This window comes from Janthinobacterium kumbetense (assembly GCF_023703445.1).
In the GTDB taxonomy this organism is placed as follows: Bacteria; Pseudomonadota; Gammaproteobacteria; order Burkholderiales; family Burkholderiaceae_D; genus Janthinobacterium; species Janthinobacterium kumbetense.
In genome coordinates this window covers 286,039-308,491 of record NZ_JAMQGR010000006.1, presented here as the reverse complement: position 1 = coordinate 308,491, position 22,453 = coordinate 286,039, and the positions used below count along the sequence as shown (strand labels likewise).

At 63.9% G+C, this 22,453-nt stretch carries 23 protein-coding genes; 3 read left to right on the top strand and 20 right to left on the bottom strand.

Annotated elements, in window-relative coordinates:
- Nucleotides 1–77: 77 nt before the first annotated feature.
- From flgL to flgB, 11 genes are all read right to left on the bottom strand, one after another.
- Complete coding sequence (flgL, locus tag NCG91_RS18460) at nt 78–1,319, bottom strand: flagellar hook-associated protein FlgL (protein ID WP_180278709.1); 1,242 nt, start codon at nt 1,317–1,319, stop codon at nt 78–80.
- A 51-nt stretch (nt 1,320–1,370) separates the two neighbouring features.
- On the bottom strand, nt 1,371–3,338 hold the full coding sequence (flgK, locus tag NCG91_RS18455) for a flagellar hook-associated protein FlgK (protein WP_099666860.1): 1,968 nt from the start codon (nt 3,336–3,338) through the stop codon (nt 1,371–1,373).
- Between the two features lie 89 nt (nt 3,339–3,427).
- Nucleotides 3,428–4,351 (bottom strand): flagellar assembly peptidoglycan hydrolase FlgJ, encoded by a 924-nt coding sequence (flgJ, locus tag NCG91_RS18450; protein ID WP_099666859.1) that lies wholly within the window; start codon nt 4,349–4,351, stop codon nt 3,428–3,430.
- Nucleotides 4,352–4,361: 10 nt separating this feature from the next.
- On the bottom strand, nt 4,362–5,477 hold the full coding sequence (locus NCG91_RS18445) for a flagellar basal body P-ring protein FlgI (RefSeq protein WP_251350715.1): 1,116 nt from the start codon (nt 5,475–5,477) through the stop codon (nt 4,362–4,364).
- A 2-nt stretch (nt 5,478–5,479) separates the two neighbouring features.
- On the bottom strand, nt 5,480–6,130 hold the full coding sequence (locus tag NCG91_RS18440) for a flagellar basal body L-ring protein FlgH (RefSeq protein WP_099377950.1): 651 nt from the start codon (nt 6,128–6,130) through the stop codon (nt 5,480–5,482).
- A gap of 50 nt (nt 6,131–6,180) precedes the next feature.
- Nucleotides 6,181–6,963, bottom strand: a complete 783-nt coding sequence (flgG, locus tag NCG91_RS18435) for a flagellar basal-body rod protein FlgG (RefSeq protein ID WP_034754070.1) — start codon at nt 6,961–6,963, stop codon at nt 6,181–6,183.
- Nucleotides 6,964–7,035: 72 nt separating this feature from the next.
- Nucleotides 7,036–7,779 (bottom strand): flagellar basal body rod protein FlgF, encoded by a 744-nt coding sequence (locus tag NCG91_RS18430; RefSeq protein WP_070253727.1) that lies wholly within the window; start codon nt 7,777–7,779, stop codon nt 7,036–7,038.
- Between the two features lie 60 nt (nt 7,780–7,839).
- A complete protein-coding gene (locus NCG91_RS18425; protein WP_251350714.1) occupies nt 7,840–9,387 on the bottom strand; it encodes a flagellar hook protein FlgE in 1,548 nt (515 codons plus the stop codon).
- 53 nt (nt 9,388–9,440) lie between these two features.
- Nucleotides 9,441–10,136 (bottom strand): flagellar hook assembly protein FlgD, encoded by a 696-nt coding sequence (locus NCG91_RS18420; protein ID WP_251350713.1) that lies wholly within the window; start codon nt 10,134–10,136, stop codon nt 9,441–9,443.
- Nucleotides 10,137–10,151: 15 nt separating this feature from the next.
- Entirely contained in the window at nt 10,152–10,553 is a 402-nt protein-coding gene (gene flgC, locus NCG91_RS18415; RefSeq protein WP_071075845.1) for a flagellar basal body rod protein FlgC, read from the bottom strand.
- 2 nt (nt 10,554–10,555) lie between these two features.
- Nucleotides 10,556–11,008 carry a flagellar basal body rod protein FlgB gene (gene flgB, locus NCG91_RS18410; RefSeq protein WP_034754084.1) on the bottom strand — a complete coding sequence of 151 codons (453 nt, stop codon included), beginning with the start codon at nt 11,006–11,008 and terminating at the stop codon, nt 10,556–10,558.
- A gap of 191 nt (nt 11,009–11,199) precedes the next feature.
- Here flgB and flgA point away from each other — a divergent pair, with 191 nt between their 5' ends.
- From flgA to NCG91_RS18395, 3 genes are all read left to right on the top strand, one after another.
- A complete protein-coding gene (gene flgA, locus NCG91_RS18405; protein WP_099666854.1) occupies nt 11,200–11,895 on the top strand; it encodes a flagellar basal body P-ring formation chaperone FlgA in 696 nt (231 codons plus the stop codon).
- A gap of 111 nt (nt 11,896–12,006) precedes the next feature.
- Nucleotides 12,007–12,315, top strand: a complete 309-nt coding sequence (flgM, locus tag NCG91_RS18400) for a flagellar biosynthesis anti-sigma factor FlgM (protein WP_034787161.1) — start codon at nt 12,007–12,009, stop codon at nt 12,313–12,315.
- Nucleotides 12,316–12,323: 8 nt separating this feature from the next.
- Entirely contained in the window at nt 12,324–12,791 is a 468-nt protein-coding gene (locus NCG91_RS18395) for a flagella synthesis protein FlgN (protein ID WP_099666853.1), read from the top strand.
- A 50-nt stretch (nt 12,792–12,841) separates the two neighbouring features.
- On the opposite strand, the gene NCG91_RS18390 is transcribed toward NCG91_RS18395, so the two are convergent.
- The 9 genes from NCG91_RS18390 to flhB form a co-directional block, all read right to left on the bottom strand.
- Entirely contained in the window at nt 12,842–13,729 is an 888-nt protein-coding gene (locus NCG91_RS18390; RefSeq protein WP_251350712.1) for a hypothetical protein, read from the bottom strand.
- A 43-nt stretch (nt 13,730–13,772) separates the two neighbouring features.
- Nucleotides 13,773–14,135, bottom strand: a complete 363-nt coding sequence (locus tag NCG91_RS18385; protein WP_251350711.1) for a translation initiation factor Sui1 — start codon at nt 14,133–14,135, stop codon at nt 13,773–13,775.
- Between the two features lie 64 nt (nt 14,136–14,199).
- Nucleotides 14,200–14,982: a flagellar motor protein MotD gene (gene motD, locus NCG91_RS18380; protein WP_077409251.1), complete on the bottom strand. Its 783-nt coding sequence runs from the start codon at nt 14,980–14,982 to the stop codon at nt 14,200–14,202.
- Nucleotides 14,983–14,987: 5 nt separating this feature from the next.
- Nucleotides 14,988–15,734, bottom strand: a complete 747-nt coding sequence (locus NCG91_RS18375) for a flagellar motor protein (RefSeq protein ID WP_099666849.1) — start codon at nt 15,732–15,734, stop codon at nt 14,988–14,990.
- Nucleotides 15,716–16,447, bottom strand: coding sequence for an RNA polymerase sigma factor FliA (locus NCG91_RS18370; protein ID WP_077407859.1), 732 nt, complete (start codon nt 16,445–16,447; stop codon nt 15,716–15,718). Before NCG91_RS18370 ends, NCG91_RS18375 begins: the two co-directional genes overlap by 19 nt.
- Nucleotides 16,448–16,492: 45 nt before the next feature.
- The gene (locus tag NCG91_RS18365) at nt 16,493–17,356 is read right to left on the bottom strand and encodes a MinD/ParA family ATP-binding protein (protein WP_251350710.1); all 864 of its coding nucleotides are present in this window, start codon (nt 17,354–17,356) and stop codon (nt 16,493–16,495) included.
- Nucleotides 17,349–18,677: a flagellar biosynthesis GTPase FlhF gene (flhF, locus tag NCG91_RS18360; protein WP_034785293.1), complete on the bottom strand. Its 1,329-nt coding sequence runs from the start codon at nt 18,675–18,677 to the stop codon at nt 17,349–17,351. The genes NCG91_RS18365 and flhF overlap by 8 nt, the downstream gene beginning before the upstream one ends.
- 267 nt (nt 18,678–18,944) lie before the next feature.
- Nucleotides 18,945–21,041: a flagellar biosynthesis protein FlhA gene (gene flhA, locus NCG91_RS18355; protein WP_077407865.1), complete on the bottom strand. Its 2,097-nt coding sequence runs from the start codon at nt 21,039–21,041 to the stop codon at nt 18,945–18,947.
- Nucleotides 21,038–22,231: a flagellar biosynthesis protein FlhB gene (gene flhB / locus NCG91_RS18350; protein ID WP_092608479.1), complete on the bottom strand. Its 1,194-nt coding sequence runs from the start codon at nt 22,229–22,231 to the stop codon at nt 21,038–21,040. The genes flhA and flhB overlap by 4 nt, the downstream gene beginning before the upstream one ends.
- Nucleotides 22,232–22,453: the final 222 nt, after the last annotated feature.

Below are 22,453 nucleotides of genomic sequence, written 5' to 3'. Positions count from 1 at the left end.
TTGCGGACGCAAAAAAGCCGGGGCAGGGAGATCTCCTCCCTGCCCCGGCTTGCCGGCCAGCCTGCGATGCGGTCCGCTTAGCTGATGTAATTGAACAGCGACAGGCCCGAGATCGAGGTAAACGACTTCTGCGCCGCCTGCAGGGTGATCTGCTGCTGGCTGAACAGGGAAATCGCCTTCACCATGTCCAGGTCCTGCAAGCCCGAGAGGGTGCTCGCATACTGCAGGTCGAGGTCGTCGCCGGCGCTGTCGAGCGTGTCGAGTTCCTTCAGCCGCGAACCGACTTCCGCGCGCACCGACAGCACATTGTCGTAAGCCGTATCGAGGATGTCGTGTGCCGCGTTCAGGCCGGCCGTCAGGCGCGCCTGCCCCGCGTCGCCGGAGGCCGGCTGGCCCAGCACACCGATCAGGTTGGTAATCGTGCTAAAGATCGATTCCTTGCTGCTGGGCTCCAGGGTGAACTTGTCCAGGTCGGCCGGCTTGCCCGCGACATTGACTTGCTGGCCGTCAAAGTTGATGGCATCGCCCGACTTGTAGGCCACCGGCACGGCCGGATTCGGGATGGTCTGGCCCAGGGTCACGTCCGTCACGGTATAGGTCGTGACGGCGGCGGTGCCCGTGCCCGTCACCTGGAAATCGATCGAGTACTTGTGCCCCGTCAACTTGGTGGGATCGGTGACGGTGCCGCCGGAAATGATGCCGGCGCCGCCGCGCGTGAAGTTGCCCGGATCGGCCGCCGTGGTGAACTTGCCGTTGCCCGTCAAATTATTCTCGAACACGGCCGCGCCCGAATCGCTGGTGGCCAGGTAGCGGGCCGAGCCCACTTGCAGTTCGCGCTGGCCCTGGTCACCTGCGTAGGTGGCGCCGCCCGGCGTCTGGCTGAACGGTTGCGTCGTCGACTTGTAGCCGCCGAACAGGTAGCCGCCCGCGTTGTCGGACGTGTTGGCGATGCCCAGCAGGTCCGTCAAACGCCCCTGCAGTTCCGTGGCCAGGCTCTGGCGGTCGACATCCTTCAAGGCCGGATTACCGGCTTTGAGCACCAGTTCCTGCACGTCGGCGAGCAGCGAGGTGGTGCTGGCCAGGGCCAGCTCTTCCTGCGAGAGGAAATTCTTGGCGTTCGAGCGGTTCGTCACGAATTGCGTGTTGATCGTTTGCGACTGCGTCACTTCCAGCGCGCGCGCCGAGGCGATCGGGTCGTCGGCCGGCGTCAGGTTGCGGCGGTTCGCCGACAGCTGCATCTGGCTACGGTTCAACGCGCCCTGCAGGTTGTTCAGCTGCGTGCTGCCCGCGTCATAGATCATTTTGGTACTGATGCGCATGATGCTGCCCTTCCTGATGGCGGCGGACGCCAGGCGCCGCCGCTTGAATAATTAACGTCCGAGGCCGATGACCACGTCGAACAGGGTGCTGGCGATCTGCATGACCTTGCCGCAAGCCTGGTAGGCTTGCTGGTAGCGCAGCAGATTGGCCGCCTCTTCATCGAGGTTGACGCCGGAGACGGCTTGCTGCTGCGTGCTGGTTTGTTGCAACAACGCAAGACTGGCCAGGCCGCTGACCTGTACTTCGCGCGTCTTGTTGCCGACAAAACTGACGGTTTCCGCGTACGAACCCTGGAACGTGGCCTTGCCGCCGTCGAGAATGTTTTTCGTCTGCAAGCCCGCCAGCAGGGAGGCATTGCGGTTGTCGCCCACGCCGCCCGAGTTCGGCCCGATGGTGAATTTATCGCCCTGCGCGGGCGCCCCCGTCATGTTGACGTTGATGCCGCCAAAGCTGAAGCTGTCGCCTTCCGTGTACGGGATGTTCGCCGTCCCAGCCGGATACGTGGTGGTGGCGCCGTTCAAGCCTTTCACGGTCACGGCCTGGCCCGCGGGGAAACCCGACAGCGAAGTGGTCGCCTTGTCGTACGTCAAGGTGACGGGGCCCGTCAAGGCGTTGCCTGGCGTCAAATACGCCTTGTCCACGCTACCTGCGCCCAGCTTGCCGCTACCCGTGTTGCTGACGGGCGCAGCCGTGACGATCGGCGCGCCGGCGGCCAGTTTGTTGCGGTCGGTAATCGCCACAGCCAGGTCGGAAGCGCCGTGCGCCGTCGGCCTGACCATGAAGTTGTCGCCTTCGGCGGCCGCGCCCGAGATCGAGAAATCCACGCCGTCGATGGTTTGCGGCACGGTTTGCGGATACGGGTTGATGGTCGTTTTCGCGCCGTCGCTCTGGCGCGTCACCACATAATTGGAACCGTCATACTTGACGGCATAATCGCTGGCCGTCAGCTTGGTCGGATCGCTGACCTTGGCCGACAGAACGGTCGTGCTGGTCGCATTGTTGCGGTAGTCGGCGCCGATGACGGGATCGGGTAACTTGAAGAAGTCGGTCCCCATGTCGCCATTCAAGTCCTGGCCCAGCTTGTGCTGTTCATTGAAGGTGGAAGCCAGTGCGATGGCGACCTTGCCCAGCGAATTCTGGATGCGGTCCAGGCTGCCGCTGCGGAATTCCAGCAAGCCGCCCAGCGCGCCGCCGCTGAGGGAGCTTTCCGACAGTTTGCTGACGCTCGAGCCCGTCACATAGCCGATGTCCAGGCGGTTCGGGTCCGTCGGCGACGGCGTGGTGGCCAGTTCAAAGTTCTTGTCGCCCACCACCAGCGGCTGGCCCGAGCCGATCGAAACGGTAATCGAATTGCCGGCGCCAGGCTGAACCGTTGCCTTGACGTATTTGTTCAGTTCCGTGATCAACTGGTCGCGCTGGTCCAGCAAGTCGTTGGGCTGATTGCTTTCATTCACGGTCAGGTTGGTAATCGAGGTATTCAGTTCCGCGATCTGCTTGGCGTAGGAATTGATCACCTTGACGTTCGACGTGATCTGCGAATTGACGCCGTCGCCAATCTCCGTCAGGCGCGCGCTGAGGCCCTGGAAACGGGCCGTCAGCGAGTTTGCGCTCGACAATAATGCCTGGCGCGACGAGACGGACGAGGGATTCGAGCTGAAATCCTGCACGCCCTTGAAGAAATCGGCCATCGCCGGCGACAGCCCGGCCGTCGGGTCCGCCAGCATATTGTCGATCTGCGTGATCTGCGTGTAATACGCGTCGAGCGAACTGGTGGCCGACTGCGCGGCATTCACCTGGGCCGCCATGAAACCGTCGTACTGGCGCTTGACTTGCGATACCTCGGTACCATTCCCAACAAAGCCATAACCGGCATTGTTGAACTGCGCCGTCTGCTGCAGCACCACCTGGCGGTTGTAACCGTCCACGTTGGCATTGGTGATGTTATGCCCGGTCGTCGACAGGCCCACCTGCGCTGCAAGCAAACCGCTCTTACCGATGCTGAGTAGATTCGAAGTCATGGTGTCTTATTGGTTACCGTCAAATGTATTTACGGCAGCCGCGGCGAAAACTTGAAGCGCGCGGCTTGCACGGGGGGCAAGGCGGGGCGTCAGCCGACCAGAGAATTTTTAATGATTTTTGTCAATTTGGCAGCGTAATTCGGGTCCGTCGCATAGCCGGCTTTCTGCAATCCCTGGGCGAAGGTGCTGGCGTCGCCCGCGCTCGCCAGGACTTTTTCGTAGCGTTTGTTGTTGGTAATCAACTGCGCATAATCCTTGAAGCTGTCCGCATAGCTGTCATAGGCGCGGAATTTTTCCACCTTGCGCTGCGCCTTGCCATTCACGTATTCCGTGGTGACGGCTTCCGTGACCTTGCCCTTCCAGTCGCTGGAAGCCTTGATGCCAAACAGGTTGTGGCTGCTGCTGCCGTCGCGGCTGATGATTTCGCGCTTGCCCCAGCCCGTTTCCAGCGCCGCCTGGCCCAGCATGAACTTGGCCGGGATGCCCGTGGCGCGGCTGGCTTCTTCCGCATGCACGCCCAGCTTTTCCTGGAAGGCGCGCACGTGCGGCGCCTGCGTGGCGTTGGCCTTGTCGCTCAGGGTCTTGCCGGCGGCGGCGCTGCCGGCCCCCTCGGCAAGGGCGCCCTGCTGCTGGCGGAAGGCGGCCAGCGCCTGCGCCATGCTCGAGGAACGGGGCGACGGCGCTTCGGCGCCATCGGCGGCCAGCGCCTGGTTCGACGACGACAATTGGCGGATCAGCACGTCCGCCAGGCCCGTGCCCCGCTTGGCCAGGTTCTGGCTCGTCTGCTGGTCCAGCATCGAGGTGTACATCTTGCTTTGCTGGCTATCCATGATGCCGTCCTGCGGCGTGGCTTCGCGCATGCTTTTCATCATCATGTTGATGAACATGGCTTCGAATTGCGTGGCCGCCTCTTTCAGGGCGGCGGGGTCCTTCGCCTTGGCGGACTGGCGCAAGCCATCCATGCCTTTCACGTCATAGGCGGCGGTATTGCTGAGGTCGGTTTGACTGATCATGGCGTGTCCATCAAATGATTTCAAGTTCGGCGCGGAGCGAACCGGCCGCCTTCATCGCCTGCAGGATGGCCAGCAAGTCTTGCGGCGAAGCGCCGATGGCGTTGAGGGCCTTGACCACGTCGGACAGCGAGGCGCCGCCCTTGACCAGCATGACCTTGCCCGGTTCCTTCTTGATATCGATCTGCGCCGTCTGCGTGACCACCGTGCGCCCGCCCGACAAGGGGGCCGGCTGGCTCACTTGCGGCTCGACATTGATGGTGACGGACAGGTTGCCGTGCGAAATGGCGCACGTTTCCAGGGTCACGGACTGGTTCATCACGACGGAACCGGTGCGCGCATTCATGATGACCTTGGCCGCCAGGCGGGCCGGGTTGACTTCGATGCTTTCCAGCTGGCCCAAAAAGGACACGCGCTGGTCGCTGCCGCTCGGCGACTGCACCTGGATCACGCGGCCGTCGAGCGCGGCGGCCGTGCCGGCGCCGTAGCGGCTGTTGATGGCGTCGACCACGCGGCTGGCGGTGGCGAAATCGGTGGCGTTCAATTCCAGGCGGATGGTGTTGTTGGCGCCCAGCGCCGAAGGCACGCTGCGCTCGACGGTAGCGCCGCCCGAGATGCGGCCCACGCTCAGGTGATTGATGACGACTGAACTGCCGGCCGCCTGCGCGCCCACGCCGCCCACCAGCACGTTGCCCTGCGCCATGCCGTACACCTGGCCATCGGCGCCCTTCAATGGCGTCATCAGCAAGGTGCCGCCGCGCAAGCTTTTCGCATTGCCCATCGACGACACCGTCACGTCGAGCAACTGGCCCGGCTGGGCAAACGCGGGCAAGGCCGTCGTCACCATCACGGCGGCCACGTTTTTCAGCTGCAAACTAGTGCCTTGCGGCAAGTTGATACCCTGCTGCTGCAGCATCGCCGCCACGCTCTGGATGGTGAACGGGGTTTGCGTGGTCTGGTCGCCGCTGCCGTCGAGACCGACGACGAGGCCATAGCCCATCAGCTGATTCTGGCGCACGCCGGCAATGCTGGCCAGATCCTTGATGCGTTCGGCTTGCGCCACGGGCGCCAGCAGGGAAATGGCCAGGCCGAAAATGGCGAGAAAGCGGGGAAAGGTCGACGTTGCCATGATCAGAACGGCAACAGGCTGAGGAAGAAGCGCGACGCCATCGAGGCCATTTCGGCGCGGTCGATCTGGCTGTTGGTGCGGTATTCGACGCGCGCTTCGGCCACCTGGGTCGAGGGCACGACATTGCCCGTGCCGATGGTGTCCGGATTGACCATGCCCGAGAAGCGGATGAATTCCGTGCCCTTGTTCATGGCGATCTGTTTTTCGCCGGCGACGATCAAGTTTCCGTTTGGCAATACTTCGATCACCGTCACGCCGATGGTGCCGGAAAACGTGTTGCTGGCGGACTGGTTGTCGCCGTCGGCAAATTTCGTCGCGCCATTCGCCGCCACGGTGCCGCCGAAACGGCCCTGGGCGAAGCCCGGCGTGGAAAAGCCCACGCTGCCGGACTTGTTGCCGGAACTGGCACCCGCCTTGACGGCATTCGTGCGCTCGGTGATGGCGATCGTCATGGTGTCGCCCACGTGGCGCGCGCGGCGGTCTTCGAAGGCGGGACGGTAGGTCGACGGCTGGTAGATGGAACCGTTGTTGACGACCACGGGTTCCGGCATCGGCGCGCGCGTGGTGGTGGGATATTGCACGATGGACGTAGGCGTGATGGCGCAGCCGGACAGCAGGACTGCAGAGAACAAAGCGATGATGGGGTATTGCATGGCGAACCTCCGCTGCCATCCGGCGGCGGATGGCATGACGACTATGAAAATTAAAGTTGCGACAATTTCTGCAGCATTTGATCGGATGTGGTGATGGCCTTGCTGTTGATCTCGTAGGCGCGCTGCGTCTGGATCATGTTGACCATTTCCTCTGCCACGTTGACGTTCGACGTCTCGATATAGCCCTGCATCAGCACGCCGGCGCCGTTCGTGCCCGGGGTGTTGGTTTGCGCCACGCCGGAGGCGCCCGTTTCCATGTACAGGTTTTCGCCCTTCGATTCCAGGCCGGCGGGATTGACGAAGGTGGTCAGTTGCAACGAGCCGATTTGCGATGGCGCAACAGTGTCGGGCAAGGTGACGGAGACGGTGCCGTCGCGCGCCACGGTCAGGCTCAGCGCATTGGTCGGCACGGTGATGGCGGGCTGGATGACGAAGCCTTCCGAGGTGACGAGCTGGCCGTTGGCGTCCGTCTGGAACGAGCCGTCGCGCGTGTAGGCGGTGGCGCCGTCCGGCATCAGCACCTGAAAGAAACCGGTGCCGTTGACCATCACGTCGCGCGAATTGCCCGAGGCCTGGGGATTGCCCTGCGTATGAATGCGTTCGGTCGCCACGGTGCGTACGCCCGTGCCGATCTGCAAACCCGATGGCAGCTGGGTCTGCTGCGACGATTGCGCGCCCGGCTGGCGCACATTTTGATACAGCAAGTCCTCGAACACGGCGCGCGACTTCTTGAAGCCGGTGGTGCTGACGTTGGCCAGGTTATTGGCGATCACGTCCATCTGCGTTTGCTGCGCTTCCAGGCCGGTCTTGGCAATCCAAAGGGAACGAATCATGATATTTCTCCAATAACAGCGCTAACCAGCCCTGTAGACTATTTCTATGCGACCATTATGCGGTGGCCCCCATCAATTCAAAGCGAGGATCTGGGTGGCTTTCGCCGCGTTATTCTCGGCATTCTTCAACAAGCTCATTTGCGTTTCGAACTGGCGCGCCAGGGCGATCATGCTGACCATCGAGTCGACGGGACTGACATTGCTGCCTTCCAGAGCACCGGTGGTCAGCTTGACGGCCTGGTCGGCCTGCGCCACCGTGCCATCCTTCAGGCGGAACAGGCCGTCGTCGCCGCGCACCAGTTGCTGCTCGGGCGGGTTGACCAGCTTGATGCGCCCCAGCACCGTCGAGGGGCCGGGCGGCACGTCCGTGGAAATCGTGCCCACCGTGCCATCGCTGGCGATGGCCACCGTCACGCCGGGCGGAATCGCCATGGGGCCCGTATCGCCCTGCACCATCAGCCCGCCCTGCGTTTGCAGCATGCCGTTTTCATTGAGTTTCAAGGCGCCGTTGCGCGTGTAGGCTTCGGAACCGTCGGCCGACTGCACCGCGATCCAGCCGCCGTTTTCCACGGCCACGTCGAGCGCGCGGCCCGTGTGCTGCATGGGTCCTTGCGTGAAATCGGAACCGACCGTCGAATCGACGACGAAGGCGCGCGTCGGCATCATGCCGTCGGCCACCACGGGCACGGCGCGGAACGAGTCGAGCTGGGCACGGAAACCCGTGCTGGTGGCGTTCGCCAGGTTGTTCGCCGTGGTCGCCTGCTTGTCGAGGATGTGCTTGGCGCCCGAGCCGGCGGTGTAGATGAGACGGTCCATGTGTTTTCTCCGTGCAAAACGAAAGCCGGGAGCAGTCCGAAAGAACCGCTCCCCTTACTCTTAACGCAGGTTGACTAAGGTTTGCAGGACGGAATCCTGCGTCTTGATGGTCTGCGCATTCGCCTGGTAGGCGCGCTGGGCCGTGATCATGTTGACCAGCTCCGCCGTCAGGTCGACGTTCGACACTTCCACGGCCGAGGCGCGCAAGTTGCCCAGGGTGCCAGTCTTCGGCTCGCCCGTGATGGGCTTGCCCGAGGCCGAGCTTTCCACCCAGGCGTTGTTGCCCAGCGGCTCCAGGCCGTTCGGGTTGGTAAAGTTGCTCAACACCACTTGGCCCAGGGCGCGCGTCTTGCCATTGTTGTACTGGCCCTGGATGACGCCGTCGTCACCGACGATGAATTGGCTCAGCTGGCCCGCCTTGTAGCCGTCCGCTTCCGTTTTCTTTTCCGCCGTGGCGGTGCCCAGCTGGGTCGACTTCGTGAAGTCGACCTGGACCGACAGGGTCGCATTCGCGCCCGTGGCCGGGAAGATCGGCAGGTTGACGGTGACGGGCAAGGTTTGCGGCGGCGTCAGGGCCAGCATGGCGGCCCGGTCCAGGCTGCCGACCGTGTTGAAGACCAGCGAACCGGTCTTGACGGCCGGCACCACGGTCACGGCGCGGATGGCCGCGTCGATCTGGTCGGGCGTGCGGCTCGAGTTGACGCCGTTCGGCACGGCGCTGCCGTAGGTGGCGGCGATGGCGGCCAGTTGCGCCGGCGTGGCGCCCGCGGCGGCGGCGGCGGCCGAGACGGCGGCGCCGACCGCATTGCCATAGGCGACGGCGGCCGTCGTCACATTGGCCGGCACCAGCGGCACGGCCGTGGCGGCGGCCTGGTAGGCGGCGCGCGCGGCCAGCGAGGCTGGGTCCGTCTGCAGGGCGGCGGCGGCCTTCATGCTGGTCACTTCCGTGCCGTCAATGGCCGAGTAGACATCCCAGGTATTGGTGCCCGTCTTGACATAGAAATTGGCCATGTTGTGGGAATTGCCCAGCGAATCGAAGACTTCGACGGGGAACTGCTTGTGGTAGGAGGTGTCGTCCGTCGACTTGAACGGCACCGTGGTCGGCATGGCCGTGTTCGAATTGAGGTTGACTTGCGTATCGACCTTGGTCGTTGCCTGGGGCTTCATGTCCGACTGGTCGATCTGCAGGGGCACGACGGCGCCGGCGACGATCTTGCCGTTGACGTCGGCCGGATAGCCGGTCAGCTGCGCCAGCTGGGCGTTGACGATGAAACCGCTCTTGTCGACCTGGAACTGGCCATTGCGCGAATACTGGATGGCGCCGTTGACGCTGGTACGGAAGAAACCGCCGCCATTGATGGCGATATCGAGGGGATTTTGCGACGTTTCCAGGTTACCCTGGTTAAATTGCTGGGCGATTTGCGAGACCGACACGCCGATCCCCGCCTGGTTGCCGCCCACGCCATACAGCGAGTTGGCATAAATGTCGGCGAACTGGGCCTGCGACTGCTTGAAACCCACGGTCGACGAGTTGGCGATGTTGTTGCCGATGACGTCCAGCGATTTGGCGGCGCCATTCAAGCCGCTCAGGCCTTGTTGGAAAGACATTGTGTTCTCCTGGTAGAAATTAGGGGTAGAGGGTCACGCTAAGGGGAAGCGGCTTACAAAATCTGTTTCACGTCGGCCATGGTGATGCTGCCCACGCCCGGCACATTCAATTTCACGCCATTGGCGCCCGTCGACACGCTGGCGACCGAACCGAACATCAGCGCCGTCGCATCCTTGAGCTTGGTGCCGCCGCGCGTCGCTTCTACGGCAAAGGTGTAGGCGCCGTCGGCCAGCACGACCGGCTTGCCATCCTTGTCGAGGTCGGCGGTGGAACCGTTCCAGCCCAGCGGCAAGGTGCCCGCCGGCTGGGCGCCCAGGTCGATGGAATGGACTTCCTTGCCATCCTTGTAGATGACGACCTTGACCTTGTCGGCGGCCGTGGCCAGGTCCACGCCCAGCAGCGCGGCGCTCTTGCTCAGGTTGATGTCCTTGCCCGCCGTCAAGACGCCATGGCCGATGATGTTGGCCGCCTGCATCGATTCGGCTTGCTGGTAGCTGGCTTTCAAGCTTTCCACGGTGGTATTGAGCTTGTTGACGCCCGTCACCGTCGACAGCTGGGCCAGCTGGCTGGTCAGCTGTGCATTGTCCAGCGGATTCATCGGGTCCTGGTTTTTCAGCTGGGTAACCAGCAGGGTGAGGAATTTGTTCGTTTCCGCTTCGACGCTGCCGGCAGCGGCCGTCGTCTTCTTCGGATTCATCGTCGCCATCAGGTCGGTGGTGACGGAAGTGTTCGTGTCGATGGTTGCCATAATGATCAGTCAGCCTTACTGGCCGAGGGTGAGGGTTTTCAGGAGCAGCGACTTGGCCGCGTTCATGGTTTCCACGTTGGTCTGGTACGAGCGCGAGGCCGACAGCATGTTGACCATTTCGTCGACCGTATTCACGTTGGGCATGGTGACGTAGCCCTTCTCGTCGGCCAGCGGGTTCTTCGGGTCGTAGACCAGCTTCATCGGCGACGGGTCCTCGATCACCTTCTGCACCTTGACGGCCGTGGCGCCGTTGGCCATGGGCACGGCTTCGAACACCACCTGCTTGGCGCGGTAGGCTTCGCCCGTGGCGCTGGTGGCGCTGTCGGCATTGGCCAGGTTGCTGGCCACCGTGTTCAGGCGCTGCGCCTGGGCGCTCATGGCCGAACCGGAAACATTGAAGATATTAAATAGCGACATGATTATTGTCCTCCCTGGATGGCCGTCAGCATGCCCTTGATCTGCGAATTGAGGAACGTCACGGCCGCCTCGTAGCGGATGGCATTGTCGGCAAACGCGTTGCGCTCGAGATCCATGTCGACCGTATTGCCGTCGACGGCGCCCTGGGCCGGCGCGCGGTACAGCAGCGGCGTGCCGTCGGCCAGGGTCTCGACCTTGCCGCCGCCGGCTGCGCCCGCAGCTGCGGCCACGCCCTTGCCCGGCATATGCTGCGGTGCCGTGCCCTTCAGGGCCGGCGGCACGCCATCCTTGCGCGCCATCGCCCCCTTCAGGGCGGCGGCGAAATCGACGTCGCGCGCCTTGTAGTTGGGCGTGTCGGCATTGGCGATATTCGAGGCGAGCAATTCCTGGCGCGTCGAGCGCAGGCTCAGCGCCGTCTCGTTGAAGCGCATGTAATCGTCGAGTTTCCCTATCATGTCAGGCTCCGGAAAGATCTGCCACTGGCGCCCGAGATGGCGGAAGGATGGCGGATTAGTGATGACAGGAAACATAGTAAGGTGCCCACCAGCAAGACCATCGCCGGATCAGACCGTACTTTTACCCCTTAATCGGCGCTTCGAACGGGGCGGCACGCACTATCATGGCACTATTCCAGAGGCCTATCACCATGAAAACACCGCTCGCTTTCTTCTTTGCTTTTGCCGCCCTGCCACTGCTGGCGCAGGCGCAAAACGCCGGCCGGCAAACGCCGGAAGCGCTGCGCAACAGCGTGGAACAATTCCTGCAAGTTCAAAGCAACGGCTTGCCCGGCAAGGTGACTGTCACCGTCGGCGCCGTCGATCCGCGCCTGAACCTGGCTGCCTGCCCCGCGCCGCAGGCGTTCATGGCGCCGGGCGCGCGCGCCTGGGGCAAGACCACCGTCGGCGTGCGCTGCACGGCGCCCTCCAGCTGGACTATTTATTTGCAAGCGAACGTGGCCGTCGTCGGCGACTACGTGGCCAGCGCTGTGCCGCTGGCGCAAGGACAAGCCATCGACGCCAGCCAGCTGGTGACGATGCAGGGCGACCTGGCCGCATTGCCGGCAGGCATCGCCACCGACATGGCCCAGGTCGTGGGCGCCAGCACGAATATTTCCTTGCCGCCAGGCACGCCGATGCGCCTCGACACCCTGCGCCGCAAACCGGTGGTGATGCAAGGCCAGCTGGTGCGCGTCGTTTCGAGTGGCAACGGTTTCCAGGTGGCATCAGAAGGACGCGCCATCGGCAGCGCCGGCGATGGCCAGACGGTGCAGGTACGCACGCAGAGCGGCCAGCAGATCAGCGGCGTGGCGCGGGCTGGCGGCCTGGTGGAGGTGGCGTTTTAAACACGGATGGACAGCGATATTGTGGTCTGGCGCACTAAAGTTTCGGCAAAAGGTGCCGATAATGACACATATCCCGGAGTTTTTTGACTTCGACCAGACGAGGATCACGCTGTGAAAATTACCGATAACACCATTAAAAGCAATCCCGGCCTGCCGGTGGCGCCCGCGAGTACCTCCGGCGCCCGGAATGCCGAGAAAGCCCAGGCAACACCGACAACGTCGGACAATGTACGCCTGTCGCCGCAAGGACAGGCATTAGCGGCCAGTGCAACTGCCGGCAGCGGCGCCGTGTTCGACACGAAAAAAGTCGAACGCATCAAGCTCGCGATCGCCGACGGCCAGTTCCAGGTCAACTCAGAAAAAGTGGCGGACGGTCTCCTCGACACGGTCAAGGACTTGCTGCACTCACGAAATAGATAGGTTCCCTCATGCAATCAGTGACTCCGTTTTCCAGCCTGCGCGACGAGCAACAGCTCATGACCACATTGCTGGCATTGATGAAAGAAGAACAGCGGCATCTGGTTGCGGCTGACATCGATGCAATCACGGAGCTCACGGCGCGCAAGACGGCACTGGTAGGACAATTGAGCCAGCTGGCGGCGCAACGCCACCAGGCGCTGGCGGCAGCCGGTTTCACGGCGGCCGAAGCGGGCATGGAAGACTGGCTGGTCGGCGCCAATGAAGCCGACGCGGCGCCCCTGTGGAAAGCCCTGCTCGAGACGACGCGCGAAGCCAAGGAACAAAACCGCCTGAACAGCCTGCTCGTCAACAAGCACATGCTGCACACGCAAGGCGCCCTGAACGCCATGCGCCCCCCGGCCCAGAGCGGCAATTTCTACGGTCCCAGCGGCCAACCGACGACGAACACGGCCAGCCGGCGCGTCGTCATCGGCTGATTTCCCCTAGTTAACAGCAATCCGCCGGCAAGGCGCAGCCGCCTTGCCCTTCAACCGTGCGCGGCACGCCCCGCATGCTGGCGGTATTTCGCCACGATGGCTTGCGCCCTGGCGCTGGCGGCCGCCTGCTGCTCCGGCGTCAGTTCCGCCTGCAGCCAGTGCCAGTATTCATCCTGGTAGGGATTGGTGACGCCGGGCGCGAGGATGTCGTCGTAGACCTGGCGCAGCGCCAGCAGGTAGCCATATGCTTGCGGCGCATCTTTCTGCACCACCTCGCCATCGCGCAGATACGCCATCATCAGGGTAGCCACGCTGGTCAGCTCCGCCTCGTCCGCCTGCGCCGTCAGCTGGGCGATCGCTTGCCGCTTCCACGCCTGCACCAGCGGATCGTCGGGACGGTTGCGCAGCGCGCTGCGGTCGCCGAACGGCCCTTCCGACAGGAAGATAGTCGCCGCGCCGGGCACGCCCGCCCTGGCGGCAGTCGCCAGGTAGCCGAGGCGCTCCTCGCGCTGGCGCTGCGTCAGGCCCGCGCACAGCTGCTGCTGGGCGGCTTTTTCCTGCGCCGTCATCTCGCGCCCCAGCTCGAATTCCAGCCCCGGCAAGCGCCTTTCTTTCTCAAATGAAATGCAGTCGTCGAGCAGATTGTAGGCCGCATACGCGTCTTCCGGCTTGCCGCTGGCCGCCAGGCGCGCGAGCTGCTGCGCCAGGGTGACGGGCATCGGCGCGGCATCGGCGACCGGGCTGGCATCGATATTCAGATACGATTCCAGGCTGCGTCCCGCCGGCGCGCCAGGGGCGGAGACGGCGGCAGCGTCCGGCGCGCCGCTCTCGGGTGCGGGCCAGTACGCGAGCGCCAGCGCTGCCGCGATGGCGGCGGCGATGGCCAGGCCGGTGAATTTGACGTTCATGGTGAGGAAGCGCGTGGATGGGAAACGCACGTTACCACAGGCGCGCGGCGGCGGGCCGCACGCCTCCGCACGCTCAGCCGCCGGCCTTTTTCGGCTGGTGGCCCAGCTTGACCAGCGCGGCCAGGATGGCGTCCACATGGTCGCCCTGCACTTCGATCACGCCATCCTTGACGGTGCCGCCCGAGCCGCACTGCGTGCGCAACTGCTTGCCCAGCAGGGCCAGCGCGACGGCGTCCAGCGGCAAGCCCTTGACCACGGTGACGCTCTTGCCGCCACGGCCCTTGGTCTGGCGCGAGACGCGCACCACGCCATCGCCCGCAGGCGCGGCCTTCGCTTGCGCCTTGCACGCGCACTGCGCCAGCGGCTGGCGGCAGGCGGGACACATGCGGCCCGTTTCAGTGGAATAGACGAGACCGCCCAGGGAGCTGCTTTTCATGAGGGAACGATAAAAGAGGAAGAAAGCGCGATTGTACCAAGCGGCAGCCCGCAGTTGACGAGCGTCAGTTGGCCGGCGCAGGCGCCACGGGCGCCGTCGGCACTTCCGTCACCGTTTCGGGGATGCCCGACAAAATCGTCACGGCGACCCGGCGGTTGCGCGCGCGCCCTTCCGGCGTGGCGTTCGGCGCCACGGGGATATTGTCGGCGTGGCCCACGGCCGTCAGGCGCGACGCCTTGACGCCGCTGGCGATGAACAGGCGCACCACGGCGCTGGCGCGCGCGGCCGACAACTCCCAGTTCGAGGCAAAGGTCGAATTGCTGATCGGCTGCACATCCGTATGCCCTTCCACCTGCACGTCGTGCGTGTCGTCCTTGAGCAGCACGGCCACGGCGCGCAAGGCCTGGTCCGATTCCGCCGTCAAGCCCGCCGCGCCCGGGTCGAACAGCACGCTGGCATTGATTTCCACGCTCACGCCGCGGCTCGTCTGCGTGACCCGCACCTTGCCTTCCTTGACCAGCGGCGCCAGGGTTGACGTCAGGTCCTGCGCCAGGCGCGTCATGTGTTCGCGCTCGCGGCGGATGGCTTCCGTGCGGCGTTTCAGGGCGGGGTTCGGCAACGGGATCGCCTGCGGCGCTTCCATGATGATGGGCGGCGCGCCCTTTTCCAGGCTGAAGGCCTGGCCGATGGCGTTCTGGAAGACGCGGTATTTGCCTTCGTTGACTTGCGAAATCGCATACATGACGACGAAGAAGGCGAACAGCAGGGTGATGAAGTCGGCGTACGAGATCAGCCAGCGGTCCTGGTTGTCCGGTTCCTCGTCATACTTCCTGCGCGCGCGCCGCATCATGGTCAATGCTCGTGCAAGAGGCTGGACACGCGCTCTTCGATGATGCGCGTGTGGTCGCCCGTGGCGATGTCGTACAGCACGGCGGCCGTGATTTCATATTGCACCACTCGGCGCGAAACGATGGCCTTGAGTTTATTGGCCACCGGCAGGAACAGCAGGTTGGCCAGGCCCACGCCGTAGATGGTGGAGACGAAGGCCACGGCGATGCCGCCGCCCAGCTTGCTGGGGTCGGTGAGGTTTTCCATCACGTGGATCAGGCCCAGCACGGCGCCCAGGATGCCGATTGTAGGCGAATAGCCGGCCGCCGATTCCCACACCTTGACGGCCTGGCGCTCGGCCATTTCATAGGCGGAGATTTCCACGTCGAGCAGCTGGCGCAGCTTGTCGGGCGCGATGCCGTCGACGATCATGCGCAAACCCTTGGCGTTGAAGCGGTCGGCCGTGTTTTCCATCAGGCGCTCGAGCGCCAGCGGGCCGTCGCGGCGCGCCGTCAGGCTCCATTGCCCGATGTCGCGCGCCAGCGCGGCGCGCGTATCGGATGGCGGCAGGAAGACCCAGCGCAGCATTTCCAGGCCGCGGACAAAAGTGCGCAGCCGCGTCTGCAGCAGCACGGCGCCGAAGGTGCCGACGATGACGATGGCAAAGGCGGCCGGCTGCAGCAGGGAGGCCATCTTGCCGCCTTCCAGTGCCTGGCCGACCAGCAGGCCGGCCAGCGCCAGCGCCAGCCCGATTACGCTGGACCAGTCCACGCCAGCTCCCTCAAGGTTGCGCGCAGGCGCGCGACGGCCTGGGTATGCAGCTGCGAGACGCGCGATTCGGATACGCCCATCACCGCGCCGATCTCCTTCAGGTTCAGCTCTTCTTCGTAATACAGGCCCATGAGTATTTTCTCGCGTGGCGGCAGCGCGTCGATGGCATCGATCACGGATTGCCGGAAATCGGTATCGAGCAGGGAACGCAAGGGGTCGCTGTCCTCGTCCACGCAGTGGCGGTCGAGGAAGCTGTCATTGCCGTCCGGGTCATGAAAGTCTTCGTAGTACACGAGCTGGTGGCCGCCGCCGTCGCCCAGCATTTCCTGGTAGTCGGCCAGCGACATTTTCAGCAGCTTCGCCACTTCCGACTCCGTCGGCGGATGGCCGAGGCGCTGCTGCAGGGTGCTCATCGCCTCTTCGATCTTGCGCATGTTCTGGCGCATGCTGCGCGGCAGCCAGTCGCTGGTGCGCAATTCGTCGAGCATGGCGCCGCGGATGCGCAGCACGGCATACGTCTCGAACTGCGCGCCATGCGTCTCTTCATAGCGCGTAATGGCATCGAGCAGGCCGATCATGCCGGCCTGGATCAGGTCATCGACCTCGACCGAAGGCGGCAATTTCGCCTTCATATGGTGCGCCAGACGCTTCACCAGCGGAATGTGCTCCGTCAGCAAATAGTCCTTGTTCGATTTCCCTTTGACCGTGTACATAGGCTGCTTATTGTTTTCTCATCTTATCTGGTGCTGCGGTTCGATTCAGGCGCTGAACTGGTGCGGGCTCCCCGTCTGGTACAAGGTGCCGCCAAGCACCGGCGCCGCCGAACGGGCCAGCCGCTCGGCCAGTCCGCGAAACGCCACCGACGCTCCCGCCAGCGGAAACGCGTCGACCACGCTGCGGCCCAGCCGCGCCGCGCGGTGCAGATACTCGTCGGCAGGCACGGAACCCATCGAAGTGAGCTTCACGGCCAGGTAGCGGCTTGCCGCCTGCGCCATATTATCGTATACCACTTTTGCTTCGGATTCGGAAGCGCCGGTGACGAGAATGCCGAACGGACGGCGTCCCAGTTCCTGGCTCAGGCGCTTGATCAGGCAGTACGCCGCCTTGATCGAGGTGGCGCTGGTCGAGACTTGCACGACGATATCCGACGATGCCATCAGCGGCACGGGGAAGCACGCGCCCTCGTCCGCCACGACGCCGTCAACCAGCACGATGCCGCTCTGGCGCGCCAGCACGTCGAACGTCTTGCCCAGGCGGCGCAGTTCATCCTCGCCCGCATAATCCATGCTGTCCATCAAATGGTTGCGCGCGCCCAGGCTGGCCACGCCGAAACCTTGCGGCACCTGGTGGATGACCTGGTTCAAGCCGCACTGCTGGCGCGCCACGTCGCGCAGGCTGGCGCCGTGCGCCAGTCCCAGACGCGATGCCACGCCATCGCTGCCGCCGCTGGCGTCGAGCAGCAGCACGTCATTGCCGCCGTAGACGAGCGACGCGCCCAGGTTGACCAGCATGGCGCCCTTGTCGTCCTGCGGCGTGGCCGAGAGGAACGTCATGACGCGCGGCTGCGGGCCGGCCAGCATGCGGCGCAAGCCTTCGGCCTGGTCGAAATCGAAATTAGCCAAGGTGCACCCCGCGCGCTTCATTGTTGCGGGCGGCCGCCTGCGCCATCAGCAGCGGCAGTTCGGCGTCGGAAAACTGCGTCGCCGCCGCATCGCGCTTGAGCTTGAAGGCACGGTCGATCAGGTAGCCGCGGTCGGCCAGGTACAGGTCTTCCGGCACGCGCTGGCCGTTCGACACATAAAACAGGTTCAGCTTCTGGCGGATCACCACGTCGAGCACATTGCCGATCGAGGCCGCTTCATCGAGCTTGGTCATGATGCAGCCGGCCAGGCCGCTGCCCTGATACGCGCGCACCACTTCATTCAACGTTTCCTGCGTGGCCGTGGAGTTCAGGCACAGCAGGCGCTTCACGTCGGCGCCGGCGCCCGACAGCATGGCCACCTGTTCCGTCACCATCTGGTCGCGCTGACTCACGCCCACCGTATCGATCAGCACCGTGTGCTTGTTCTTCAATTCTTTCAGGGCGATGCGCAAGTCCGCCTCGTCCTTCACCGAATGCACCATCACGCCGAGGATCTTGCCGTAGATGCGCAACTGTTCATGCGCGCCGATACGGTAGGCATCCGTGGTGATCAGGGCCAGCTTTTCCGGGCCGTGGCGCATCACGCAGCGGGCCGCCAGCTTGGCCGTGCTGGTGGTCTTGCCGACGCCCGTCGGGCCCACCAGGGCAAACACGCCGCCCTGCTCCAGCATGGCGTCTTCATTGGCCACAGTATTCAGGTTACGGCTGAGGACCGTCTTGATCCAGCGCATGCTTTGCGCGCCATCGAGGCCGGCCGGCAGCTTGTCGATCAGGTAGCGCGCCAGGCTGGCCGAGAAGCCGGCCGCCAGCATTTCGCGCAGCACGACGGCTTTTTGCGGCTCGCGCTGCTGCGTCGAACCCCACGAGATTTCCGCCAGCTGGGTTTCCATCATGCCGCGCATGGCGCGGATTTCATTCATCATGCCGCTCATCTCGGCGGCGGCGTTTTCCTTGACGTGCGCCAGCGCGCTGGCCATCATCTGCTGCATGCGGGCCATGTCCACTGGCTCGGAGGCAGCCTGGCGCGGCGCGGCAGGACGTGGCGCGGCCGGGCGCTGGGCCGGGGCGGCCGGACGCTGCGGCGTGGCGAACTGGGTCTGCAACTGGGGACGGGGCTGGGCCATTTCGGAGGCGGCCGGCGGCGAGGCCAGCGAAGCGGCATCGTCATTGGCCAGCGCGAGGATTTCCACCACGCCATCGGCCTGGCGGTTCGACAGGATCACGGCATCGGGGCCCAGCGCTTCGCGCACCTTGCGCAGCGCATCGCGCGACGAGGCGCCCGTAAATTTCTTCACATTCATGACCGGCCTCCCAGGGCGGGGGTGGCGCAATATTGGCTGAACTGTGTGACCATCGTCGACTCCTGTTGCTTGAGTGCTGTCTTCCACATGGACACAGATCACCCGGACAGTTTCCATTATTAGCGATGCTTACAGGAAATGATCGAAGGAACAGGACGGGAAAGTACCCGTTATTCAGTTTGCCGAGAGGAAATTGATGTTTATTTGACCAAAGACAAGGGCTGGGGTCAGACCCGGCGGGTCTGACCCCGGTACTAATGCTGCCAACTATTGTGCCCCCACCAGCGCCGTGACGCGGATGGTCTTGGTTTCCGGCACTTCCGCATGCGACAGCACTTTGAGCTGCGGCAAGGCGCGGCGCAGGAAGCGCGACAACAAGGCGCGCAGCGGCGCCGGCACCAGCAGCACGGGCGTCAGGCCCAGCGCTTCCTGTTGCTGGGCAGCCAGGCCCGCCTGGTGCGCGATGGTGTCGGCCAGGCCCGGCTCGATGCCGGCGCCGTCGCCGCCATTGCCCATCGCCTGCATCAGCAGCCGCTCCAGGCGGCTGTCGAGGGTCATCACGGACAGTTCGGCCGAGCCGGGGAACAGTTGCTGCACGATGGCGCGGCCCAGGGCCACGCGCACCAGCGCCGTCAGGTCGTTCGGGTCTTGCGTGCTGACCGTATGCTCGGCCAGGGTTTCGATGATGGTGCGCATGTCGCGGATGTGCACGCCCTCGGCCAGCAGGTTCTGCAGCACTTTTTGCAAGGTCGACAGCGACAGCATCTTCGGCACCAGGTCTTCCACCAGGCGCGGCGACTCCTTGCCCAGGTGGTCGAGCAGCGATTGCACTTCCGCGCGGCCCAGCAGCTCGGAAGCGTGCGAGGTGATCAGGTGGTTCAGGTGCGTGGCCACCACCGTCCCCGCATCGACCACCGTATAGCCCATCGATTGCGCCTGGTCGCGCAGGCTGGCGTCGATCCAGGTGGCGGGCAAGCCGAAGGCGGGGTCGTTCGTGGCCAGGCCGGGCAAGGTGCCGCTGGCCATGCCGGGATTAATCGCCAGGAACTGGCCGTTGAACGCTTCGCCCACGCCCACTTCCACGCCCTTGAGGGTGATGCGGTAGGCGGACGGCTTCAATTCCAGGTTGTCGCGGATATGCACGGGCGGCGCCAGAAAACCCACTTCCTGGGCAAATTTCTTGCGGATGCCCTTGATGCGTTTGAGCAATTCGCCGCCCTGCGTCTTGTCGACCAGGGGAATCAAACGGTAGCCCACTTCCAGGCCCAGGGTATCGACGGGCATGATGTCTTGCCAGCTGGCTTCTTCCTGCTCGGGCGCCACGGTCGCTTGCGGCACTTCGGCCGGCTTTTCGGCCGCCGCTTTTTCCTGCGTGCGCTTCTTGCTGATCAGATAGGCGGAACCGGCCAGCAACGAGGCCAGCAGGATGAAGACCATGTTCGGCATGCCGGGAATCAAGCCCATGCCGCCGATGATGCCGGCGGTGATATATAACACTTGCGGTTTCGCAAACAATTGCCCCACCAGTTGGGTGCCGATGTCCTGTTCGCTGGCCACGCGCGAGACGACGATACCGGCCGCCGTGGAAATGATCAGCGAAGGAATCTGCGCCACCAGGCCGTCACCGATGGCCAGCAAGGTGTAGTTCTTGAGCGCATCGGCAAAGCCCATGTCGTGCTGCAGCAGGCCCACCAGCAAGCCGCCGACGATATTGATGACGGTGACCATGATGCCGGCGATGGCGTCGCCGCGCACGTATTTGCTGGCGCCGTCCATGGCGCCGTAGAATTCCGCTTCCTGCGCCACTTCCGTGCGGCGGCGGCGCGCTTCGTCTTCGCCGATCAGGCCCGCGTTCAGGTCGGCATCGATGGCCATCTGTTTACCAGGCATGGCGTCCAGCGCAAAGCGGGCGCCCACCTCGGCGATACGGCCCGCACCCTTGGTCACGACGGTAAAGTTGATGATCGTCAAAATGATAAACACGACGATACCGACCGTGTAGTTGCCGCCGATCAAGAAGTGACCGAACGCCTCAATCACTTTACCGGCCGCGTCGGCGCCCGTATGGCCTTCCGTCAGCACCACGCGCGTGGACGCCACGTTCAGCGACAGGCGCAGCATGGTCGACACGAGCAGGATGGTCGGGAACGCCATGAAGTCGAGCGGCTTGACCGTGTACAGCGCCGTCAGCAGCACGATGATGGACAGCGCGATATTAAAACTGAAGAAGATGTCGAGGATGAAGGCCGGCAGCGGCAGCACCATCATCGCCAGCAGCATGATGATGATGACAGGCGCGGCGATGCCCTTGCTGGCGTTGCCACCCATTCCGCTGAGCCAGGCTGGCATTCTCAGGCCGTTCATGGTGTACTTCCTTTATTCTTGTCTTCTGCGCCGGCTGCGGGCGGTGTCTGTGAGGCGGGATTCTGCGGGTCGAGCTCGGGCGGCACGTCGAGTTTCTTCGGCTTGTCGGGACGCTCGCCCTGGCCCTTGCCATAGCTGCGCAGCTGGAACACGTAGGCCAGCACTTCGGCCACGGCGCCATACAGCGCCTCGGGAATCTCGTCGCCGATGTCCGTGTGCTTGTACAGCGCGCGCGCCAGGGCCGGCGCTTCCAGGATGGCGACCTTGTGTTCGCCGGCCAGTTCGCGGATCTTCGCCGCCACCTCGTCGACGCCCTTGGCCACCACCTGCGGCGCGCCGCGCGAATTCTCGCCATACTTCAAGGCCACCGCGTAGTGGGTAGGGTTGGTCACCACCACGTCGGCCGTCGGCACGTCGGCCATCATGCGGCGGCGCGACATTTCATGCTGCATCTGGCGGATCTTCGCCTTGATCTGCGGATTGCCGTCCGATTCCTTCGACTCTTGCTTGACTTCCTGCAAGGACATTTTCATCTTGTTGGCGTAATGCCACATCTGGTACGGACCGTCGATGGCGGCGATCAGGCCCAGCGCGCCGACGATCAGCAGGAAAGCCGTGATCAGCAAACTGATCAGATGGGCCGAGCCGGCGCGCAGGGATTCCACCGACAAGCCCAGCACGGCATCTTTTTGATGCTGCATCACCATCCAGGCGACGACGCCCACGACGAGGGTCTTGGCGATGGCCTTGAGCAGTTCCACCAGCGCATTCTTCGAAAACATGTTGCCCAGGCCGCGAATCGGGTTGAGCTTGCCAAAATTGGGTGTAAACGCCTTGGAACTGAACAGCCAGCCGCCCACCAGCACGGGCGAAGCCAGGGCGACGAGCATGATGGCCAGCGCGTACGGCAGGCACGTCAGCAAGACCGAGCCCACGTCGTAGCCGATGCGCAACATCATCGCGTCGGGATTGAGTATCTGTTCCCGGTCCAGGGTCAGCCCGGACACCATGACGGCCGTCAACCGCCGCACGATGGCGTCGCCGGCAAACCACAGGCAGCAGCCGGACGCCATCAACACAGTGAACGTTGCCACTTCACGCGATCGCGGAACGTCGCCTTCCTCACGCGCCTGCTCGAGGCGCTTCGGTGACGCGGCTTCGGTCTTTTCTGCGTCGCTGTCTTCCGACATCAATCAACTCCGGTGAAGTCCTGCAGCCTGGCTAGGCGCAATACGGACTGGGCATGTGGCATTATCGGTTCAATTACCGCAACGCCATCAAGGGAAAAGGAGGGCGAATCCCCTGCTTTTCCTTTGCCTAAATGAAACAAGGCGCCGCAGGCGCCCACTTCAAAGGAGACCGAAAAATGGTCAGGACAAGGCGCAGCCCCGAAGACAGTACGAATAGTACGG

Excerpts from the sequence above, each read along its gene's own strand:
- NCG91_RS18445 (WP_251350715.1), bottom strand. The coding sequence starts at position 5,477 with ATGGCAACGTCGACCTTTCCCCGCTTTCTCGCCATTTTCGGCCTGGCC.
- flgG (WP_034754070.1), bottom strand. The coding sequence starts at position 6,963 with ATGATTCGTTCCCTTTGGATTGCCAAGACCGGCCTGGAAGCGCAGCAA.
- flgK (WP_099666860.1), bottom strand. The coding sequence starts at position 3,338 with ATGACTTCGAATCTACTCAGCATCGGTAAGAGCGGTTTGCTTGCAGCG.
- NCG91_RS18430 (WP_070253727.1), bottom strand. The coding sequence starts at position 7,779 with ATGGACCGTCTCATCTACACCGCCGGCTCGGGCGCCAAGCACATCCTC.
- NCG91_RS18385 (WP_251350711.1), bottom strand. The coding sequence starts at position 14,135 with ATGAAAAGCAGCTCCCTGGGCGGTCTCGTCTATTCCACTGAAACGGGC.
- NCG91_RS18395 (WP_099666853.1), top strand. The coding sequence starts at position 12,324 with ATGCAATCAGTGACTCCGTTTTCCAGCCTGCGCGACGAGCAACAGCTC.
- flgB (WP_034754084.1), bottom strand. The coding sequence starts at position 11,008 with ATGATAGGGAAACTCGACGATTACATGCGCTTCAACGAGACGGCGCTG.
- NCG91_RS18440 (WP_099377950.1), bottom strand. The coding sequence starts at position 6,130 with ATGCAATACCCCATCATCGCTTTGTTCTCTGCAGTCCTGCTGTCCGGC.
- NCG91_RS18370 (WP_077407859.1), bottom strand. The coding sequence starts at position 16,447 with ATGTACACGGTCAAAGGGAAATCGAACAAGGACTATTTGCTGACGGAG.
- flgL (WP_180278709.1), bottom strand. The coding sequence starts at position 1,319 with ATGCGCATCAGTACCAAAATGATCTATGACGCGGGCAGCACGCAGCTG.
- flhB (WP_092608479.1), bottom strand. The coding sequence starts at position 22,231 with ATGTCGGAAGACAGCGACGCAGAAAAGACCGAAGCCGCGTCACCGAAG.
- flgJ (WP_099666859.1), bottom strand. The coding sequence starts at position 4,351 with ATGATCAGTCAAACCGACCTCAGCAATACCGCCGCCTATGACGTGAAA.
- flhF (WP_034785293.1), bottom strand. The coding sequence starts at position 18,677 with ATGAATGTGAAGAAATTTACGGGCGCCTCGTCGCGCGATGCGCTGCGC.
- NCG91_RS18420 (WP_251350713.1), bottom strand. The coding sequence starts at position 10,136 with ATGGCAACCATCGACACGAACACTTCCGTCACCACCGACCTGATGGCG.
- NCG91_RS18425 (WP_251350714.1), bottom strand. The coding sequence starts at position 9,387 with ATGTCTTTCCAACAAGGCCTGAGCGGCTTGAATGGCGCCGCCAAATCG.
- flhA (WP_077407865.1), bottom strand. The coding sequence starts at position 21,041 with ATGAACGGCCTGAGAATGCCAGCCTGGCTCAGCGGAATGGGTGGCAAC.
- flgC (WP_071075845.1), bottom strand. The coding sequence starts at position 10,553 with ATGTCGCTATTTAATATCTTCAATGTTTCCGGTTCGGCCATGAGCGCC.
- motD (WP_077409251.1), bottom strand. The coding sequence starts at position 14,982 with ATGCGGCGCGCGCGCAGGAAGTATGACGAGGAACCGGACAACCAGGAC.
- flgA (WP_099666854.1), top strand. The coding sequence starts at position 11,200 with ATGAAAACACCGCTCGCTTTCTTCTTTGCTTTTGCCGCCCTGCCACTG.